The sequence below is a fragment of the Variovorax sp. V93 genome (assembly GCF_041154485.1).
Classification (GTDB): Bacteria; Pseudomonadota; Gammaproteobacteria; order Burkholderiales; family Burkholderiaceae_C; genus Variovorax; species Variovorax beijingensis_A.
Genome location: NZ_AP028669.1, coordinates 1,820,158 through 1,837,836 on the forward strand (window position 1 = coordinate 1,820,158; position 17,679 = coordinate 1,837,836).

General features: G+C 64.7%; 17 protein-coding genes. 12 read left to right on the forward strand and 5 right to left on the reverse strand.

Annotated elements, in window-relative coordinates:
• Nucleotides 1-9: 9 nt before the first annotated feature.
• The 11 genes from ggt (at nucleotide 10) to ntrC (ending at nucleotide 12,064) form a co-directional block, all read left to right on the forward strand.
• A complete protein-coding gene (gene ggt, locus ACAM54_RS08580; RefSeq protein WP_369650441.1) occupies nucleotides 10-1,746 on the forward strand; it encodes a gamma-glutamyltransferase in 1,737 nt (578 codons plus the stop codon).
• Nucleotides 1,747-1,804: 58 nt separating this feature from the next.
• Nucleotides 1,805-2,554, forward strand: coding sequence for a pseudouridine synthase (locus ACAM54_RS08585; RefSeq protein ID WP_369650442.1), 750 nt, complete (start codon nucleotides 1,805-1,807; stop codon nucleotides 2,552-2,554).
• 81 nt (nucleotides 2,555-2,635) lie between these two features.
• Nucleotides 2,636-3,643 carry a YncE family protein gene (locus ACAM54_RS08590; protein WP_192325087.1) on the forward strand — a complete coding sequence of 336 codons (1,008 nt, stop codon included), beginning with the start codon at nucleotides 2,636-2,638 and terminating at the stop codon, nucleotides 3,641-3,643.
• Nucleotides 3,627-4,442: a polysaccharide deacetylase family protein gene (locus ACAM54_RS08595; protein ID WP_369650443.1), complete on the forward strand. Its 816-nt coding sequence runs from the start codon at nucleotides 3,627-3,629 to the stop codon at nucleotides 4,440-4,442. Before ACAM54_RS08590 ends, ACAM54_RS08595 begins: the two co-directional genes overlap by 17 nt.
• A 10-nt stretch (nucleotides 4,443-4,452) precedes the next feature.
• Nucleotides 4,453-5,427: a sterol desaturase family protein gene (locus ACAM54_RS08600; protein WP_145741815.1), complete on the forward strand. Its 975-nt coding sequence runs from the start codon at nucleotides 4,453-4,455 to the stop codon at nucleotides 5,425-5,427.
• A 38-nt stretch (nucleotides 5,428-5,465) separates the two neighbouring features.
• The gene (locus ACAM54_RS08605; RefSeq protein ID WP_369650444.1) at nucleotides 5,466-6,350 is read left to right on the forward strand and encodes an EI24 domain-containing protein; all 885 of its coding nucleotides are present in this window, start codon (nucleotides 5,466-5,468) and stop codon (nucleotides 6,348-6,350) included.
• The gene (locus ACAM54_RS08610; RefSeq protein WP_192325091.1) at nucleotides 6,347-7,147 is read left to right on the forward strand and encodes a molybdopterin-binding protein; all 801 of its coding nucleotides are present in this window, start codon (nucleotides 6,347-6,349) and stop codon (nucleotides 7,145-7,147) included. The genes ACAM54_RS08605 and ACAM54_RS08610 overlap by 4 nt, the downstream gene beginning before the upstream one ends.
• 146 nt (nucleotides 7,148-7,293) lie before the next feature.
• A complete protein-coding gene (gene glnA / locus ACAM54_RS08615; RefSeq protein WP_012746775.1) occupies nucleotides 7,294-8,709 on the forward strand; it encodes a type I glutamate--ammonia ligase in 1,416 nt (471 codons plus the stop codon).
• 211 nt (nucleotides 8,710-8,920) lie between these two features.
• The gene (locus tag ACAM54_RS08620) at nucleotides 8,921-9,427 is read left to right on the forward strand and encodes a hypothetical protein (RefSeq protein WP_145741820.1); all 507 of its coding nucleotides are present in this window, start codon (nucleotides 8,921-8,923) and stop codon (nucleotides 9,425-9,427) included.
• A gap of 4 nt (nucleotides 9,428-9,431) precedes the next feature.
• Nucleotides 9,432-10,511 (forward strand): nitrogen regulation protein NR(II), encoded by a 1,080-nt coding sequence (gene glnL, locus ACAM54_RS08625; RefSeq protein WP_145741822.1) that lies wholly within the window; start codon nucleotides 9,432-9,434, stop codon nucleotides 10,509-10,511.
• Between the two features lie 23 nt (nucleotides 10,512-10,534).
• Nucleotides 10,535-12,064, forward strand: a complete 1,530-nt coding sequence (gene ntrC / locus ACAM54_RS08630; protein WP_369650445.1) for a nitrogen regulation protein NR(I) — start codon at nucleotides 10,535-10,537, stop codon at nucleotides 12,062-12,064.
• A gap of 136 nt (nucleotides 12,065-12,200) precedes the next feature.
• Here the strand turns inward: ntrC and ACAM54_RS08635 are convergent, their stop codons facing one another.
• The 5 genes from ACAM54_RS08635 to ACAM54_RS08655 form a co-directional block, all read right to left on the reverse strand.
• The gene (locus ACAM54_RS08635) at nucleotides 12,201-12,713 is read right to left on the reverse strand and encodes a hypothetical protein (RefSeq protein WP_145741826.1); all 513 of its coding nucleotides are present in this window, start codon (nucleotides 12,711-12,713) and stop codon (nucleotides 12,201-12,203) included.
• On the reverse strand, nucleotides 12,713-13,498 hold the full coding sequence (xth, locus tag ACAM54_RS08640; RefSeq protein ID WP_369650446.1) for an exodeoxyribonuclease III: 786 nt from the start codon (nucleotides 13,496-13,498) through the stop codon (nucleotides 12,713-12,715). The genes ACAM54_RS08635 and xth overlap by 1 nt, the downstream gene beginning before the upstream one ends.
• Nucleotides 13,499-14,169: 671 nt before the next feature.
• Complete coding sequence (locus ACAM54_RS08645) at nucleotides 14,170-14,991, reverse strand: ABC transporter permease (RefSeq protein WP_369650447.1); 822 nt, start codon at nucleotides 14,989-14,991, stop codon at nucleotides 14,170-14,172.
• A gap of 1 nt (nucleotide 14,992) precedes the next feature.
• Nucleotides 14,993-15,841 (reverse strand): ABC transporter permease, encoded by an 849-nt coding sequence (locus tag ACAM54_RS08650; RefSeq protein ID WP_369650448.1) that lies wholly within the window; start codon nucleotides 15,839-15,841, stop codon nucleotides 14,993-14,995.
• 94 nt (nucleotides 15,842-15,935) lie between these two features.
• Complete coding sequence (locus tag ACAM54_RS08655) at nucleotides 15,936-16,964, reverse strand: ABC transporter substrate-binding protein (RefSeq protein ID WP_369650449.1); 1,029 nt, start codon at nucleotides 16,962-16,964, stop codon at nucleotides 15,936-15,938.
• Nucleotides 16,965-17,260: 296 nt separating this feature from the next.
• Between ACAM54_RS08655 and ACAM54_RS08660 the strand changes: the two genes are divergently transcribed.
• On the forward strand, nucleotides 17,261-17,674 hold the full coding sequence (locus tag ACAM54_RS08660) for a RidA family protein (RefSeq protein ID WP_369650450.1): 414 nt from the start codon (nucleotides 17,261-17,263) through the stop codon (nucleotides 17,672-17,674).
• The last annotated feature ends 5 nt before the right edge of the window (nucleotides 17,675-17,679 follow it).

Below are 17,679 nucleotides of genomic sequence, written 5' to 3' on the forward strand. Positions count from 1 at the left end.
AATTCACCCATGCAGACCCTCCACTGGACTCCGAACTTGCGCACCGCCGTGGCGGCGGCGCTCCTGCTCGCGGGCGCAAGCGCCTCGAACGCCGCGTCGCAGGCGCCTGTAGCGGCCGAGCACGGCATGGTCGTGAGCGCGCAGCACCTGGCCACCAAGGTCGGCGTCGATGTGCTCAAGCGCGGCGGCAACGCCGTCGATGCGGCGGTGGCCGTGGGCTACGCGCTGGCGGTGGTCTATCCGGCGGCAGGCAACCTGGGCGGCGGCGGCTTCATGACCGTGCAGCTGGCCGATGGCCGCAAGACTTTCCTCGACTTCCGCGAGAAGGCCCCGCTGGCCGCCACGGCCAACATGTACCTCGACAAGGACGGCAACGTCATCAAGGGTTTGAGCACGAACGGGCATCTTGCGGTCGGCGTGCCGGGCACGGTCTCGGGCATGGAATACGCGCGCGAGAAGTACGGCACCATGAAGCGCGACCAGCTGATCGCTCCCTCGATCCAGCTGGCCGAAAAAGGCTTTGCGCTGGAGCAGGGCGACGTCGACATGCTGCGCACCTCCACCAACGACTTCAAGAAAGATGCCGTTTCCGGCGCCATCTTCCTGAACAAGGGCGAGCCCTTCGCGGTCGGCCAGAAGCTGGTGCAGAAAGACCTCGCCAAGACGCTGCGCGCCGTCAGCGCCAAGGGTGTCGACGGGTTCTACAAGGGCTGGGTCGGGCAGGCGATCGTGGCATCGAGCCAGGCCGGCAAGGGCATCATCACGCAGGCCGACCTCGACCAGTACAAAACCCGCGAGCTCGCGCCGGTGGAGTGCGACTACCGCGGCTACCGCGTGGTTTCAGCGCCGCCGCCGAGTTCGGGCGGTGTGATCATCTGCGAGATGCTCAACATCCTCGAGGGCTATCCGCTCAAGGACCTGGGCTTTCGTTCGGCCGAGGCCGTGCACTACCAGATCGAGGCCATGCGGCACGCCTACGTGGACCGCAACAGCTACCTGGGCGACCCCGGCTTCGTGAAGAACCCGCTCGAGCGCCTGCTCGACAAGGGCTACGCCGAGAAGATCCGCGCCGCCATCGACCCGAAGAAGGCCGGCGTCTCCAAGGACATCAAGCCCGGCGTCGCGCCGCACGAAGGCAGCAATACCACCCACTACTCGATCACCGACCAGTGGGGCAATGCGGTCTCGGTGACCTACACGCTGAACGACTGGTTCGGCGCCAAGGTCACGGCCGACAAGACCGGCGTGCTGCTGAACAACGAGATGGACGACTTCACCTCGAAGGTCGGCGTGCCCAATCTCTACGGCCTGGTGCAGGGCGAAGCGAACAAGATCGAGCCGGGCAAGCGCCCGCTGAGCTCGATGAGCCCGACCATCGTCTCGAAGGACGGCAAGCCGGTGTTCGTGGTCGGCACGCCCGGCGGCAGCCGCATCATCACGGCGGTGCTGCACACCATCCTGAACGTGGTCGACTACGGCATGAACGTGCAGGAGGCCGTCGACGCGCCGCGCTTCCACCAGCAATGGCTGCCGGATGTCACCAACGTCGAAACCTTTGCGCTGAGCCCCGACACCCGCAAGATCCTGACCGACATGGGCCACAACCTGGGCGTGCCCCAACCGGCCAACCACCTGGCGGCGATCATCGTCGGTGCGCCGTCGCTGGGCGGCAAGCCGGTGGGCGCCAACCGCTTCTACGGCGCGAACGATCCGCGCCGCAACACCGGCCTCGCCGCCGGGTACTGATCCTGCAAACTCAGGGGGCGGTCGTGCCACGCCGGCGCGGCCGCCTTTTTCATTTCCCATGCATCTGCAAGACATTCTCTACACCCAGGGCTTCGGCACACGTCGCGTGTGCGCGGGGCTGGTTCAACAAGGCCACGTGACCATCGCGGGCGAGGCGGTGGACGATCCTTTCGCCGACCTCGATCCCGAAGGCCTGCTTTTCACGGTGCAGGGCACCGAGTGGGCGTACCACGAGAAGGCCTACCTGATGCTGCACAAGCCCGCCGGCACCGAGTGCTCGCAGAAGCCCTCGACCTACCCGAGCATCTACACGCTGCTGCCGTCGCCGCTGCGGCTTCGGCCCAACAAGGGCGCGGTGCAGGGCGTGCAGGCCATCGGCCGGCTCGACCAGGACACGACAGGGCTGCTGCTGCTGACGGACGACGGCCAGTTCATCCACAAGATGGGTTCCCCCAAGCACCATGTGCCCAAGGTCTACGAAGTCACGGCCAAGCACCCGGTGGACGCTGTCCAGATCGAAAAGCTGCTGGCCGGCGTGGTGCTCGACGACGATCCGAAGCCGGTGCGCGCGGCGGCCTGCGAGTCCGACAGCCCGCTGCACCTGCGGCTGACGCTGACCGAGGGCAAGTACCACCAGGTCAAGCGCATGCTGGCGGCGGTCGGCAACCGGGTCGAGGGGCTGCACCGTTCCCGCATCGGCGACCTGGCGCTGCCGGGCGACCTGGCGGCCGGCCAGTGGCGCTGGCTCACGGCCGAGCAGGTCGCGGCGCTGCGGGCGCCCGCCAAGCCCCCGAAAGCGCCGAAATAAGGCAAGAAAGCGCGTGGTCCCGGTCAGCCAGTCTTAAGGCGCGGCCGTTAAGATTCCCAGCTCTCTCTCGGAACCTTTCCCTTGCGATTTCCTGCTCGACCGAATGGCCGCTTTCCGGCCTTCCTGTTTTCATGCCTCGCGGTCTGGCTGGCGCAAGCCGCCGCCGCCGCACCGCCTGAAGCCCCGCCGATCTTCGTGCTCAATTCGCTGGACGCGAGCGTCAGCGTGATCAGTCCGACCGACTGGACCGAAAAGCAGCGCATCGCCACCGGCAAGGAGCCGCACCACCTCTACATGACGCCCGACGAAAAGTCGGTCATCGTGGCCAATTCGGCGGGCGATTCGCTCACTTTCCTGAACCCCAGGACGGCCGAGGTGCAGCGCGTGGTCTACGGCATCATCGATCCGTACCAGCTGCAGTTCTCGCGCGACATGAAGTGGTTCGTCACCGCGGGCAACCGCCTGAACCACGTCGACATCTACCGCTGGGATGGCAAGGACCTGAAGCTGGCCAAGCGCATCGCATCGGGCAAGACCCCGAGCCACATCTGGATCGACAACACCAGCACCATCGCCTACGTGACGATGCAGGACAGCGACGAGCTGATCGCCGTCGACCTGCCCACCCAGACCGTCCGCTGGCGCGTGGCCACCGGCGCCATGCCGGCCGACATCTTCGGCATCCATAACGACAAGACCCTGCTCGTGGGCCTGACCGGCAGCGATGGCGTGCAGGTGTTCGACGTGGCCGGCGCCGAGCCGAAGCTGGTCGGCAAGATCCCGACCGGCAAGGGCGCCCATGCCTTCCGCTCGGCCGGCGACGGCAAGAGCGTGTTCGTGAGCAACCGGGTGGCCAACACCATCAGCCGGATCGACCTGGCGACGCTGAAGGTCGGCGCGGTCTACCCGGTGCCGGGCGGGCCCGACTGCATGGACGTGTCGGCCGACGGCAAGACGCTGTATGTCACCTCGCGCTGGGCCAAGAAGCTCAGCGTGGTGGACCTGGTGAACAACAAGCTCGTGCGCCAGGTCAATGTCGGCCGCTCGCCGCACGGCGTCTGGACGCTGGACCATGGCAAGCGCACCTAGCCGCAGCGGCCGGGCCGCAGCCCTGCTGGCGATCGCCCTGGCGGCGGTGCCGGCTGCCTGGGCGCAGCAGCAGGGCGCTTCCTGCGACAAGCCGGTTTACCTGACCTTCGACACCGGCCACATGGGCGTGGCACCGCTGGTGGCCGACGTGCTCAAGCGCCAGAACGTCCGCGTCACTTTCTTTGCCGCCGCCGAGCGCACCCAGACCGACGGCGACAGCCTCGACAGCCACTGGGCGCCGTGGTGGAAGGCGAGGGCGGCCGAAGGCAACGAATTCGCCTCCCACACCTACGACCACGCATACTGGCGCGGCGACCTCAAGGGCGTGGCGCCGAGCTTCCGCATCAAGCCCACGGCAGGGGCGCTGGCGGGGCGCGAATTCACCTGGAGCGCGGCCGAATACTGCGCCAATATCGGCAAGGCCTCCGATCGGCTGGCTGCCATCACCGGCAAGAAACCGCTGCCGCTGTTCCGTGCACCGGGCGGCAAGACCTCGCCCCGGCTGCTGGCGGCGGCCAAGGCCTGCGGCTTCGAGCATGTGGGATGGTCGCCGGCCGGCTTCCTGGGGGACGAACTGCCGAGCGAGAAGTTCAGCAATGAAAGGCTTCTTTCGCAGGCGCTGGAGAGCATCCGCCCGGGCGACATCCTGCTCGCGCACCTGGGCATCTGGTCGCGCAAGGATCCGTGGGCGCCGGCCAATCTCGAACCGCTGATCGTCGGCATCAAGGCCAGGGGCTTCTGCTTCGAGACGCTGCGCCAGCATCCGCAGTACCGCGCCTGGATCGCATCCCACCCCTGAGGCTGCCGCCATGACGGATTGGTTGACGGACGCTTTTTCCGCGCTGCAGGGCTGGTTCTTCGAGGCGCTGGTCCAGCCGCTGGTGTTTGCGGTGGGCCTGGGCGGCTGGACCGAGGATGCCTTCGACGCCACCGGCTGGCTGCTGGTCGGGTTGATCCAGGTCGTGGTGCTGCTCGCGGTCATCGGGCCGCTGCAGCGCTGGCGCGCCGTCGAGCCGGTCACCGACCGCCGCGCGATCCGCATCGATGTGCTTTACACGCTGATCCATCGGTTGGGCCTGTTCCGGCTCGCGATGTTCTTCACGCTCGAGCCGCTCTTCGACGAGGCCATCGGCTTCGTGCGTACCGCGGGCTGGGGCACCTTCCACCTCGACGAGGCCTGGCCTGGCGTGACCGACGTGCCGTGGGTGGCCTTTGCGATCTATCTCGTGGTGCTCGACTTCGTGGGCTACTGGATCCACCGCGGCCAGCACCAGTTCAGGTGGTGGTGGGGCCTGCATTCGCTGCACCATTCGCAGCGCCAGATGACGATGTGGAGCGATGACCGCAACCACCTGCTCGACGACATCGTCCACGACACGCTCATCGTCATCGTCGCGCAGTTGATCGGCGTGGCGCCGGGGCAGTTCATTGCGTTCGTGGCGTTCACGCAGCTCAGCGAAAGCCTGCAGCACGCCAACCTCAGGCTCGGTTTCGGCGCCATCGGCGAGCGGCTGTGGATCAGCCCGCGCTTCCACCGGCTGCACCACAGCATCGGGCTGGGCCACGAATCGCGGGGTGCGCATACGCTGGGCGGGTGCAATTTCGGCGTCTTGCTGCCGTGGTGGGACATGCTTTTTCGCACCGCGAACTTCGAGGAGCGCTACGACCCCACCGGCATTCGCGACCAGGTCGAGCCCGGCGCGGACGGCCGCGTGCGCGACTACGGGCGCGGCTTCTGGGCCCAGCAGTGGCTCGGGCTCAAGCGGATGGCCGGCCGCGGCTGAGCGCCGGTCCCGAACCGGCCCGGTTATCCTCGCACCCAATGCGCCTGCTCCTCGATTCCTTCTGGCGCGCGGTCGCCTATTGCATGCTGCCGCGCGTGATCGTGCTGTCGCTGCTGCCGCTGGGCCTGATGGTGCTGCTGGCCGCAGGCTTCGGCTATTTCTACTGGGACGCGACCGTCGCCTGGACCCGCGACGCGCTCGACGCCTGGCCGCTGCTGTCGAGCTTCTGGAGCTGGATCGGGCGGCTCTTCTCGGGCGACGTCACGGCCGTGCTGGCGCCGCTGGTGGTGGTGTTTGCCGCCACGCCGGTGATCGTGGTGGTTTCGCTGCTGATCGTGGCCGGGCTCATGGCGGGCCCGCTTACCACGTTGGTGGCGCACCGCCGCTTTCCTGCGCTCGAACGCAAGAAAGGCGCGTCCTTCTTCGGCAGCGTTGCGCGCTCGCTCGGCCTGACGCTGCTGGCGTTGCTCGCGCTCGTGGTCTCGATGCCGCTCTGGCTCATTCCGCCGCTCGTGCTGATCCTGCCGCCGCTGATCTGGGGCTGGCTCACCTACCGCGTGATGAGCTTCGACGCGCTGGCCGAGCACGCAAGCTCTGAAGAGCGTGCCGCGCTGCTGCGCGCGCACCGGCTGCCGCTGCTGTGCATCGGGGTGCTGTGCGGCTACCTGGGCGCGGCGCCCAGCATCGTCTGGGCCTCCGGCCTGCTGTTTGCCGCCGCCTTCTTCGTGCTGGTGCCGCTCGCGATCTGGATCTACACGCTGGTGTTTGCGTTCTCGGCGCTCTGGTTCGGCCATTACTGCCTCGATGCCCTGGCGCAATTGCGCGCGCAGCGCGGCGCCTCCGACGCTCCATCCGGCCCAACCGACGGCCTACTCGCGGCCGAGGCCGATCAGGCCCTTCTCTCCCATTGGAAATCCCCATGACCCGCGCATTCGGTCTGATCGTCGTCGGCGACGAAATCCTTTCCGGCAAGCGTGCCGACAAGCACATGCCCAAGGTCATCGAGTTGCTCGCCGCGCGCGGCCTGCAGCTCGGCTGGGCCGAATACGTGGGCGACGTGCCCGCGCGCATCACCGCCGCGCTCGGCCGGGCCTTCGGCTCGGGCGACATCGTCTTCTCGACCGGCGGCATCGGCGCCACGCCGGACGACCACACGCGGCAATGCGCCGCGCAGGCCCTGGGGGTGCCGCTGGAGCTGCATCCCGAGGCGGAACTGCTGATCCGCGAGCGCATGCAGGACACCGCGCGCGAGCAGGGCATTGCCTACGAGCCCGACCGGCCCGACAACATTCACCGCCTCAACATGGGTGTGTTCCCGAAGGGCGCCACGATCATCCGCAACCCGTACAACAAGATTCCGGGTTTCAGCGTCGAGCACGTCCATTTCGTGCCGGGCTTCCCGGTGATGGCCTGGCCCATGATCGAGTCGGTGCTCGACAGCCGCTATGCGCACATGTTTTCCAGCGGCAAGTCGGCCGAGAAGTCGGTCATCGTCTTTGGCGCCATGGAAGCAACGCTCACCCCGCTGATGCAGGCGATCGAAGCGGCGCATGCCGGCATCAAGGTGTTCAGCCTGCCGAGCGTCGACCATCCGCAGTACGGCCGTCACATCGAACTCGGCGTGAAGGGCGATCCAGTTCACCTGGATGCCGCCTACGCGCAACTGATCGAGGGCCTGCACGCCTATGATGCGAGGCTTGGCCCGGAATTGGTGCGGTAGTTTTTATCGCACCAATTTGGTGATTTTTCGCCTTTTTTTGGGGTTTGCGGCCGCTGTCGAAGGCTCTCGACGAGCGGCGACAATGGCATAGAAACTGCATCCTCCGTCCCTGTATTCCTAACCACCATCCAACTCAGGAGAAACTGATGGCAAAGACCGTCGCCGATGTACTCAAGCTCGTCAAGGAAAACGAGGTCAAGTTCATCGACTTCCGCTTCACCGACACCCGCGGCAAAGAGCAGCACGTGACCGTGCCCGTCTCGGCTTTCGATGAAGACAAATTCACTTCGGGCCATGCTTTCGACGGCTCGTCCATCGCTGGCTGGAAGGGAATCGAGGCTTCGGACATGCAGCTCATGCCCGACCCGAACACCGCCAACATCGATCCCTTCTTCGAAGAAACGACGCTGATCCTGACCTGCGACGTGATCGACCCCGCCGACGGCAAGGCCTACGAGCGCGATCCGCGTTCGCTCGCCAAGCGTGCTGAGGCCTACATGAAGGCCTCGGGCCTGGGCGACACCGCCTACTTCGGTCCGGAACCCGAATTCTTCGTGTTCGACGGCGTGCGCTGGAAGAACGACATGTCGGGCTGCTTCGTGAAGATCGACTCCGAAGAAGCCTCGTGGAACACCGACAAGGAATACGAGCACGGCAACACCGGCCACCGTCCCGCGGTCAAGGGCGGCTACTTCCCGGTTCCCCCGGTCGACAGCTTCCAGGACATGCGCTCGGAAATGTGCCTGGTGCTCGAATCGCTCGGCATCCCGGTCGAAGTGCATCACCATGAAGTGGCCAATGCCGGCCAGATGGAACTGGGCACCAAGTTCAGCACGCTGGTGCAGCGCGCCGACTGGGTCCAGCTGCAGAAGTACGTGATCCACAACGTGGCCCACGCCTACGGCAAGACCGCCACCTTCATGCCCAAGCCCATCGTCGGCGACAACGGCTCGGGCATGCACGTGCATCAGTCGGTCTGGAAGGACGGCAAGAACCTGTTCGCAGGCGACGGCTATGCAGGCCTGTCGGACTTCGCGCTGCACTACATCGGCGGCATCATCAAGCACGCCCGGGCCCTGAACGCCATCACGAACCCCGGCACCAACAGCTACAAGCGCCTGGTGCCCGGCTTCGAAGCCCCGGTGAAGCTGGCCTATTCGGCCAAGAACCGCTCGGCCTCGATCCGCATCCCGTTCGTGGCCAACCCGAAGGGCCGCCGCGTCGAAGCACGCTTCCCCGATCCGCTGATGAACCCGTACCTCGGTTTCGCAGCGCTCCTGATGGCCGGCCTCGACGGCGTGGAAAACAAGATCCACCCGGGCGAAGCCGCCAGCAAGGACCTCTACCACCTGCCGCCGGAAGAAGACGCGCTGATCCCGACCGTGTGCCACAGCCTCGACCAGGCCCTGGAATACCTCGACAAGGACCGTGCATTCCTGACCAAGGGCGGCGTGTTCACCGATGCCTACATCGATGCCTACATCGAACTGAAGATGCAGGAAGTCACGCGCTTCCGCATGGCGACCCATCCGGTCGAGTTCGACATGTACTACTCGTTGTAATTGGCCCACCCCCGAAGCGGCTCACTTCGTGTCGCCGCCTCCCCCTCGAGGGGGCAACACCGGCGGCCCGGCAGAGCCGGTTCCGCGGTGTTGCTGGAATGAACTCGAAAAGGACGGCTTGGCCGTCCTTTTTCCTTGGCGCGGAACATCTTGTCACCAGTGGCGTCGAATTGCAGGAAAATGCACCTTTGTCGCGCCAAGATCGATTCTCATGAAGACTGCTTCTCTCATTTTCCTGGCCGGTTCATTGCTGGCCGCCTTGCCCGTGCTCGCCCAGGAGCGCGTGTGGCGCTGCGGCAATGAATACACCAACAACTCGACCATCGCCCAGCAAAAGGGCTGCAAGGTCATGGAAGGCGGCAACGTCACGGTGGTGCAGGGCACCAAGCCATCGGGCGGTGGTTCGGCCGGCGGCAACTCGGCGCCGGCAGCTTCCCGTGCGCCCGCGGGCAGTCCGCGCGTCGAGGGCGTCGACCAGCGCGCACGCGACGGTGAAGCCCGCTCGGTGCTCGAAGCCGAACTCAAGAAGGCCGAGGCCCGCCAGGCGGAGCTCAAGAAGGAATACAACAACGGCGAGCCCGAGAAGCAGGGCAGCGAAGGCCGCAACTACCAGAAGTACCTCGACCGCGTGGCTGAAATGAAAGCCGAACTGGCGCGCAACGAGAGCGATATCGCGGGCATCCGCCGCGAACTCGGCCGCCTGCCGGCCAAGCAGTAGGGCCATGGCGTTCGGGAAGAAGGCGTCCGGCGCCACTCCGCGCTTTCAGTCCTTCGACCTGCTGTCCACGCTGATTGCGGTGGTCAGCACCAACGGTTCGGTGCTGTTCGCCAACGCCGCCCTCGAAGACGCGCTGGGCACGTCGCGCCGCACGCTCGAAGGCTCTCAGTTCGGTGCCTGCTTTCACGAGCCGCACGTGCTTCGCACCGCCATCGACGGGGCGCGCAGCAACGACTTCGCCACGCTGCGTTATGAAGCCTTCTTGCGCCGCGTCAACCACGAGCTGATGCCGGTGCAGGTCACGCTGGCGCAGGGTGACAAGCCGGGCGAGCTCATCATCGAGATGTCGCCGCTCGAGCAGCAGGTGCGCCAGGACCGCGAGGAACGCCTGCTCGACCAGGCGCAGGCCAACAAGGAACTCATCCGCAATCTCGCGCACGAGATCAAGAACCCGCTCGGCGGCATTCGCGGCGCGGCGCAGTTGCTGCAGATGGAGGTCGAGTCGCGCGACCTCATCGAATACACGCAGGTCATCATCCACGAGGCCGACCGGCTGCAGACGCTGGTCGACCGGCTGCTGGCACCGCATCGGCGCCCGCACGTGGTGGGCGACGTGAACATCCACGAAGTCTGCGAGCGCGTGCGCTCGGTCATTCTTGCGGAGTTCCCGCGCGACCTGCACATCGAGCGCGACTTCGACGTGTCGATCCCCGAATTCCGCGGCGACCGCGAGCAGCTCATCCAGGCCACGCTCAACATCGTGCACAACGCTGCGCAGGCGCTGGCCGAGCGCCGCGCCGCGGGCGATGCGCAGATCACTTTCAAGACCCGCATCGCCAGGCAGGTGATATTCAACAAGCAGTGGTATCGATTGGCACTGGAATTGCATGTCATCGACAATGGACCGGGTGTGCCGGACACGATCAAGGACCGCATCTTCTATCCGCTCGTCTCGGGCAGGGAAGGCGGGACAGGGCTTGGATTGACGCTTGCACAAACTTTCGTGCAACAGCATCACGGCGTGATCGAGTGCGACAGCGTCCCGGGCCGAACCGATTTCAAGATATTGATTCCGCTGCCCTAGCAGCCACGGCAACAAGGAGATGCATGAAGCCGATCTGGATAGTTGATGACGACCAATCGATCCGCTTCGTGCTGGAGAAGGCCCTTTTGCGCGAAGACCTGCCCACGCGCAGCTTCACCAACGCGCGCGAGGTGCTGGCCGCCCTCGAACTCGCCGACGACGACGAACAGCAGGGCCCCCAGGTCCTGGTGAGCGACATCCGCATGCCTGGCGGTTCCGGGCTCGATCTGCTCGACAAGATCAAGGCCAAGCACCCCGGCCTGCCCGTCATCATCATGACGGCGTTTTCCGACCTCGACAGCGCCGTTTCGGCGTTTCAGGGCGGTGCCTTCGAATACCTGCCCAAGCCCTTCGACCTGCCGCGCGCCGTCGAACTCATCCGCCGCGCCGTCGATGAAAGCCAGCGCGAGGAAGTGGCCGAGGAGCGCATGGTCGCCGCGCCCGAAATGCTGGGCCAGGCGCCCGCCATGCAGGACGTGTTCCGCGCCATCGGCCGGCTCTCGCAAAGCAACGTCACGGTGCTCATCACCGGCGAATCGGGCTCGGGCAAGGAACTGGTGGCGCGCGCGCTGCACAAGCACTCGCCGCGCGCGAACGGTCCCTTCGTGGCCATCAACACCGCGGCCATTCCCAAGGATCTGCTTGAGAGCGAACTCTTCGGCCACGAGCGCGGTGCCTTTACCGGCGCGCAGACCATGCGGCGTGGGCGCTTCGAACAGGCCGAGGGCGGCACGCTCTTCCTCGACGAGATCGGCGACATGCCCTTCGACCTGCAGACGCGCCTGCTGCGTGTGCTGAGCGACGGGCACTTCTACCGCGTGGGCGGCCACAACTCGGTCAAGGCCAACGTGCGCGTGATCGCGGCCACGCACCAGGACCTCGAGCAGCGCGTGAAGCTCGGCGGCTTTCGCGAAGACCTGTTCCACCGCCTCAATGTGATTCGCCTGCGGCTGCCGGCGCTGCGCGAGCGCGGCGAAGACGTGCCGGCGCTCACGCGCCACTTCCTGCAGGTGAGCGCGCGCCAGCTCGGCGTGGAGCCCAAGCGCATTTCCGATGCGGCGCTGGCCAAGCTGGCTTCGTTCAGCTTCCCGGGCAACGTGCGCCAGCTCGAGAACATCTGCCATTGGCTGACCGTGATGGCGCCGGCCCAGCTGATCGAGGCCAAGGACCTGCCGCCCGAGGTCATGGCCGCGGCCGCCGGCGCGCCGGCACAGGCCACAGAAACGAGCGCCGCGGCGGCACCCGTGCAAGCCGCGGTGCAGCCATCGCCCGGGCTCGAGCGCGAAGCGGCACCGGCGAGCGGCGCTGCACCCGAAGCCACTGAAGGCCTGGTGGGCGCAAGCAGCTGGGAGAGCGGCCTGGAGATCGAAGCCCAGGCGCTGCTCGCGGCCGGGCGCACCGACGTCTGGGATGTGCTGTCGCGCCGCTTCGAGTCGCGGCTGATCCTCACGGCGCTGGCCAACACCCGCGGCCGACGGATCGAAGCCGCTCAGAAGCTGGGCATCGGCCGCAACACCATCACCCGCAAGATCCAGGAACTCGGGATCGAGTAAGCCGCCTTGTAAAGAGAGCGCGGCTGTCTCCCTTCCAGAAACACCGCGGAACCGGCTTTGCCGGGCCGCTGGTGTTGCCCCCGGTAGGGGGGTGGCGTAGCGACACGAAGTGCGCGAAGACTGGGGGCGAGCTTATTCACCGGCTGCGCTGGCCCAGTGTCAGCGAGTCAAGCTGGAAGTTGCCGCTCTTGTCCCAGAGCCAGGTGTCCACATACGTGTGGCCGCCCAGGCGCCCCGGGCTCGGCAGCGGGGATGCTGCCTTGATGAGCTCCGCAATCTTGCCCGGCACCTCGGGCGCATGGCTCGGCACGCGACTGAACGTGACGTTCTTGACGTTGCCTTCGGCATCAAGGTCGGTCTCGACCACCACCACCGCATAGACCAGAGGGGGAATCTTTCCCTTGTAGATGCGCTGCGGATAGGCCTTGTAGATCTGGCGCGCGCCGGTCTTGCGGTAGGCCCGCACGGCAGGCGTCTGCGCGGTGATCAGCCGCACGGTGGGCACGTCGCCCCTTGTGCCGGGCGCCTCGTCGGTGGCGGAGGTGGGCGACTTGCCGTCGTCGGCCTTGTCCGCGGGCTTGAACGCGGAACAGGCAGCGAGCGCGAGCGCCGCTGCGATGATCGTGAGGGTGCGGATGGTCATGGTCATCAAATCCCCTGGTCGAGATCGAGCACCACCGGTGCGTGGTCGCTCGGCTTTTCCCACTTGCGCGGCACGCGGTCGATGATGCAGCCCTTGGCGCGCGGCACCAGCGGCTCGCTCACCAGGATGTGGTCGATGCGCAGGCCGCGGTTCTTCTGGTAGCCGAGCATGCGGTAGTCCCACCACGAAAAGCTCTTTTCGGGCTGCTCGAAGAGGCGGAAGCTGTCGACCAGGCCCAGCTGGAGCAGTGCCTTGAAGTGCTCGCGCTCCTCGGTCGTGTGATGGATGGTTTCGGCCAGGCCCACGGGGTCGAAGCTGTCGCGGTCTTCCGGCGCGATGTTGAAGTCGCCCAGAAGCACAAGGTTTGGATGGGCCGCCATTTCTGCACGCAGCCATTCGCGCAGCGCGCGCAGCCAGCCCATCTTGTATTCGAACTTGTCGGTGCTCGGCGCCTGGCCGTTGACGAAGTAGCCGTTCACGATGCGCAGCGGACCCGCGGGCGTCTCGACCGTGGCCGCGATCACACGCGACTGGTCGTCGGTGAAGCCGCCGATGTTCCGCGCCACGTCGCGCATCGGCGCGAGGCTCAGGATGGCGACGCCGTTGTAGGTTTTCTGCCCGAACACGGCGGCCTCGTAGCCGGCCGACTTGAGCACGTCGAGCGGGAACTTGTCGTCGCTCATCTTGAGCTCCTGCAGGCACAGCACGTCGACCGGGTTGGCGGTCAGCCAGTCGAGCACATGCTGCAGGCGGGCAGTGAGGGAATTGACATTCCAGGTGGCAATTTTCATGAATTAGGCTAAGGCGTTGATTTCAAAAGGATTTTTCGGTATTTCGGCGTTAACCTCGGTTGGTAGCCGGCAGCGTACCCGTTTTGTGCTTCGTTGCCTTGTGCCGCCGGGCCGGAGTCAACCAGCTTAGCAAAAGCCTCCGAATTTCCCCTTGTGTTGGATTCCACCGATCTTTGACCCGAGGGTCAATTTTCGTTGGCAATCAACAGCGACGGCGCCTCAGACTTTGTTGCCGACTTTGCGCCTGTGCCAAGCTGCCTCCCTCAGTTGTCCCGGACTTCAGGATTCTGGCGAGCAACCCTCTCGCCCGGCTTCTCATAGAGCGACCTTGTCTCCGACATTGATGGCAAAGAAAGATACGAGCGAGTTCTCGCGCCCGCCAGCCCTTTTGCCAGCGTGCGTGTCGGCCGGGTATTCGCTGAAACTGCACGCCGGGACGACTTTGCTGCCCGGGCAGGTCGTCGTGCACGCGCCGCTGGGCAAGAACGGGGCGCTGGACTTGCCGAAGGGGTTCTCGCTGATGGACTGCCAGGCGAGGGATTTTCCAGGGGCTGACCGGCGCGACGGCGTCGGCGATCTCCGTACGCCCGTGCGCCCGGGCGGCGACAGTGGAGGCGCCGGGTGCGGTATGTTGTCGAAGCGGACTGGGCGTTGAACCGGTTCGCGCTACGCTAGTGGTTGTCCTCGATGTTGAGGACTTTTCCCAAACCCAGAAAATAGTTGGCAAACGCAAGCAGCGCCGCGGTCACCGCAATGTAGACAGCGGAGAGCGCCGCCAGGGTCGGGTCGGCAAACTCCCGAACATAGTTGTACATGGCCACCGGCAACGTCTGCGTATCCTGTGTCGTCACGAAAAGCGATGCAGTGAATTCGCTGAATGACATGATGGCGGCGAACAGCCATCCGCCGAAGAGTCCCGGAGCCAAAAGAGGAACCGTGACGGTGAAAAGCGTCTTCACCGGCGACGCGCCCAGGCTGGCCGCCGCCTGCTCGAGCCGCTCGTCCAGGTTCTCCATGGAGACATAGACGCTCCTGAGAACAAAGGGCAGCACCAGCATGACGTGGCACAGGATGACGATGCCGTATCCACGTTGCACCGAGGTCTGCGACACCAGGATGAGCAGGCCCAGCCCCAACGTGAAATGCGGCACCACCAGCGGCGAATGCAGGATCGCGAGGAGGAGCTGCTTGTCGCGGAACTCCAGCCGCTTCACCGCGATGGACAGACACGTCCCGATCACCAAGGCCAGGAAGGAAGACCATCCGGTGACGACCATGCTCGAGCGAAATCCTTCCTGGAAATCCGGATAGCTGAACACCCGCGCAAACCACTTGAGCGAATACGATTCAGGCGGAAAGGCAAGGATCGCTTTTTCGTTGAATGCGGCGATCGTCACCACCACCACCGGCAACAATACGAATGCAAGCAGGATGGCGATCAGGAGCGGTCCGGCAACACGCAGCGGCAGAGGCAGGGAACTTCGGATTTTCATTTCAGTGTCCTCCAACGGTCTTCAGGCGCTTCGTCAAGAGTCCCAAGGCAAAGAGCGCCGCGGTCGTCATCAGCAGCCCCATCACGCTCAGGCTGGCTGCCAGTGGAAAATTCATCGAGGAAAAGCCGAGCTGGTAGACCAGGGTTGACACCGTGGGCACGCGGCCTCCGCCAATCATCTGAGGCGTCGCAAAGGCACTGAAAGTCCAGGCAAAGGCGGTCGTGATGCTGGCCAGAATTCCTGGCATCGAAAGAGGCAGCGTGACCGTGACGAAAGTCTTGACGGGGCCTGCACCAAGGCTCTGCGCGGCCTTTTCATAGTCGCGGTTGATGTGCGAGATCGCCGTGGCGAGCATCAGGACCACCACGGGAATTGTCACGTGCACCAGCGCGACGAGCACGCCCAGGTGGGTGAACATGAGTTCGAACGGCCATTCGATCAAGCCGAGCTTTCGCAAGGTGCCGTTGATGAAGCCGTTGCTGCCCAGGACGGCGATCCACGAGTAGGTCCGGACGATTTCACCCAGAAACAGCGGCGTGATCGAAACGATCAGGATGAAGGATTTGAGAGCCCGGTTCTTCACACGAACCAGGGCGTAGGCCAGGGGATAGGCGGCGACAAGCGAGAAAACCGTCGTCTCCACACTCAGCAGCAAGGTATTGGCAAACGCATCGAGATAGATCGACTTGCCCATGCCGGAGAAGTTGGCGAAGGTCAGCCCGCCGACATCCAGCGAGCCGGGGACAAACGCCCGAAAGCTGAACTGCAACACCGCGGCCAGGGACACGGTGATGCCCACCGCAACTATCACGGCTGGGGAGACCAGCCAGGCCCGTAGATCGGAGCGCATTCCTAAACCTTGTTCCAGAGACTTGATCGGCCAGGGAGGACTCCTGCGGCCCAACGGCGCAAGAATCCTCCCCCTTGATGAACCCCCGGCGGGGTCAGTTCATGATGTTTTCAGTGAACCACTTGCGCCACTCTGCAGTCTTCTCGGCGCGCAGCTTGTTGTCGATGACGATGGTCTGGGTGTCCCACTGTGCCTTGGTGGTGAACACGCCGGGCAGCTTGGCGTCTTCGGCCGAAACCGTCGCGTTGTCGACGACCGGGCTGGCCTTCTTCGAAGCCACGATCTTTGACTGCACTTCGGGCGACAGCGCAATGTTCAGGAACTTGTGGGCCAGGTCGGTCTTGGTACTTCCCTTCATGATGGCCATGGTGTCAACGCCGAGCACCGCACCTTCCTTGGGCATGACCACCTTGATCGGCACGCCCTGGCTGGCCATGTGGTACGCGTTCATCGAGAGAATGACTTCCACGGGCGTTTCCCCGGTGGCGATCAATTGCTGTGCATTGGCGTCGTTGGTATAGAAGGCCTTGAAGTTGGGCTTGAGCGCCTTGAGTTTGTCCTGGCCTTTTTCCCAGGACTTGGCATCTCCGCCCGACAGCATGGCGGAAACCGCAATCAAATGGCTGGGGTCGAAGTCAGGGGCGCTGATCTTGCCTTTCAGGGCCGGATTCCACAGGTCATTCCAGCTTTCGAATTTGACGCTGGGCGGCAGCAGGTCGGCGCGATAGCCGATGGAATACACATAGGCCCAGCTGCCGATGTGGTACGGGCTGATCTTGGCGCGGTCGACCAGGCGGCTGGCGTTCGGGATCTTGCTGTTGTCGAGCTGCTCGAACAGGTCGCTGTTGACGTAGAGCCATCCGACATGGGAGGTCGTGAACGTGATGTCGCTTTCGGGCTTGGAGGCGAGCTTGGCCTTGTTCAGGCGGTCGATGGTGCCGCCGGTCACGTACTTCACCGGCACGCCGGTCTGTTTCGTGAACTCCTTGCCGATGTTCTCGTCGATGAGGTCGCGGAAGCTGCCACCCCATGTGCTCACCACCAGGGCGTTGTCCTGCGAATAGGCCGATGTGGCGGCCAGCGTGGCGGAAAGCACGCACAGTGTCAAAAGCTTGCGAATCATTGAAAACCCTCAGATCGAAAAGTTGAACGTTGGTCGGAGCTGGCATCCGTCGGTGAGTTGCCTGAGGGTGCAAGCACTACGCCAGCACCATGTCCACTCACCTCAGCGACCGGATGATGTGGAACTCGAGACGTGCGGCCAAGTCGCCTTTTACTTAGAGGTGCCTCAATTTTCCCGATGGGCGCGGGCCGGCGGGCAAAGCTCGGAAATTCCTAAACGGTCGCCCGGAAAATACAAATGGCACCGATGTCCAGCGCCGATGACCATTGCCATTCCCGTCATCAGCTCCCAGCAACATGAAACACACCCGCATCCGGCCTTTCAATACCAAGGTCACGTACCCGGAACAGAAGCTCGACAACGACCTTTGCCAAGCCGTTGTCGCTCGAGGCCGCACCGTTTTCCTGCGAGGGCAGATCGGACAGAACCTTGAAACGTCCGAGAGCGTCTGCATCGGCGATGTCAGCGGTCAAGCGGAGCAGGCCATGGCGAACATAGCGATGCTGCTCAAGGAGGCCGGCGGCGAACTCCAGGACATCTGCAAGATCACGATCTACATCATCGATCCGCGTTACCGCGAGGCCGTGTATCTCGTCGTGGGTCGCTGGCTGAAAGGGGTTTTCCCGGTGTCGACAGGCATCGTGGTGTCTGCCCTGGCCCGTCCGGAATGGCTGGTGGAAATCGATGCCACTGCCATGATTCCCGACTGAGCCCC

Excerpts from the sequence above, each read along its gene's own strand:
- ACAM54_RS08605 (WP_369650444.1), top strand. The coding sequence starts at position 5,466 with ATGCGCCTGCTCCTCGATTCCTTCTGGCGCGCGGTCGCCTATTGCATG.
- ntrC (WP_369650445.1), top strand. The coding sequence starts at position 10,535 with ATGAAGCCGATCTGGATAGTTGATGACGACCAATCGATCCGCTTCGTG.
- ACAM54_RS08610 (WP_192325091.1), top strand. The coding sequence starts at position 6,347 with ATGACCCGCGCATTCGGTCTGATCGTCGTCGGCGACGAAATCCTTTCC.
- ACAM54_RS08595 (WP_369650443.1), top strand. The coding sequence starts at position 3,627 with ATGGCAAGCGCACCTAGCCGCAGCGGCCGGGCCGCAGCCCTGCTGGCG.
- glnL (WP_145741822.1), top strand. The coding sequence starts at position 9,432 with ATGGCGTTCGGGAAGAAGGCGTCCGGCGCCACTCCGCGCTTTCAGTCC.
- glnA (WP_012746775.1), top strand. The coding sequence starts at position 7,294 with ATGGCAAAGACCGTCGCCGATGTACTCAAGCTCGTCAAGGAAAACGAG.
- xth (WP_369650446.1), bottom strand. The coding sequence starts at position 13,498 with ATGAAAATTGCCACCTGGAATGTCAATTCCCTCACTGCCCGCCTGCAG.
- ACAM54_RS08655 (WP_369650449.1), bottom strand. The coding sequence starts at position 16,964 with ATGATTCGCAAGCTTTTGACACTGTGCGTGCTTTCCGCCACGCTGGCC.
- ACAM54_RS08585 (WP_369650442.1), top strand. The coding sequence starts at position 1,805 with ATGCATCTGCAAGACATTCTCTACACCCAGGGCTTCGGCACACGTCGC.
- ACAM54_RS08620 (WP_145741820.1), top strand. The coding sequence starts at position 8,921 with ATGAAGACTGCTTCTCTCATTTTCCTGGCCGGTTCATTGCTGGCCGCC.
- ACAM54_RS08660 (WP_369650450.1), top strand. The coding sequence starts at position 17,261 with ATGAAACACACCCGCATCCGGCCTTTCAATACCAAGGTCACGTACCCG.
- ACAM54_RS08645 (WP_369650447.1), bottom strand. The coding sequence starts at position 14,991 with ATGAAAATCCGAAGTTCCCTGCCTCTGCCGCTGCGTGTTGCCGGACCG.
- ACAM54_RS08635 (WP_145741826.1), bottom strand. The coding sequence starts at position 12,713 with ATGACCATGACCATCCGCACCCTCACGATCATCGCAGCGGCGCTCGCG.
- ggt (WP_369650441.1), top strand. The coding sequence starts at position 10 with ATGCAGACCCTCCACTGGACTCCGAACTTGCGCACCGCCGTGGCGGCG.
- ACAM54_RS08650 (WP_369650448.1), bottom strand. The coding sequence starts at position 15,841 with ATGCGCTCCGATCTACGGGCCTGGCTGGTCTCCCCAGCCGTGATAGTT.
- ACAM54_RS08600 (WP_145741815.1), top strand. The coding sequence starts at position 4,453 with ATGACGGATTGGTTGACGGACGCTTTTTCCGCGCTGCAGGGCTGGTTC.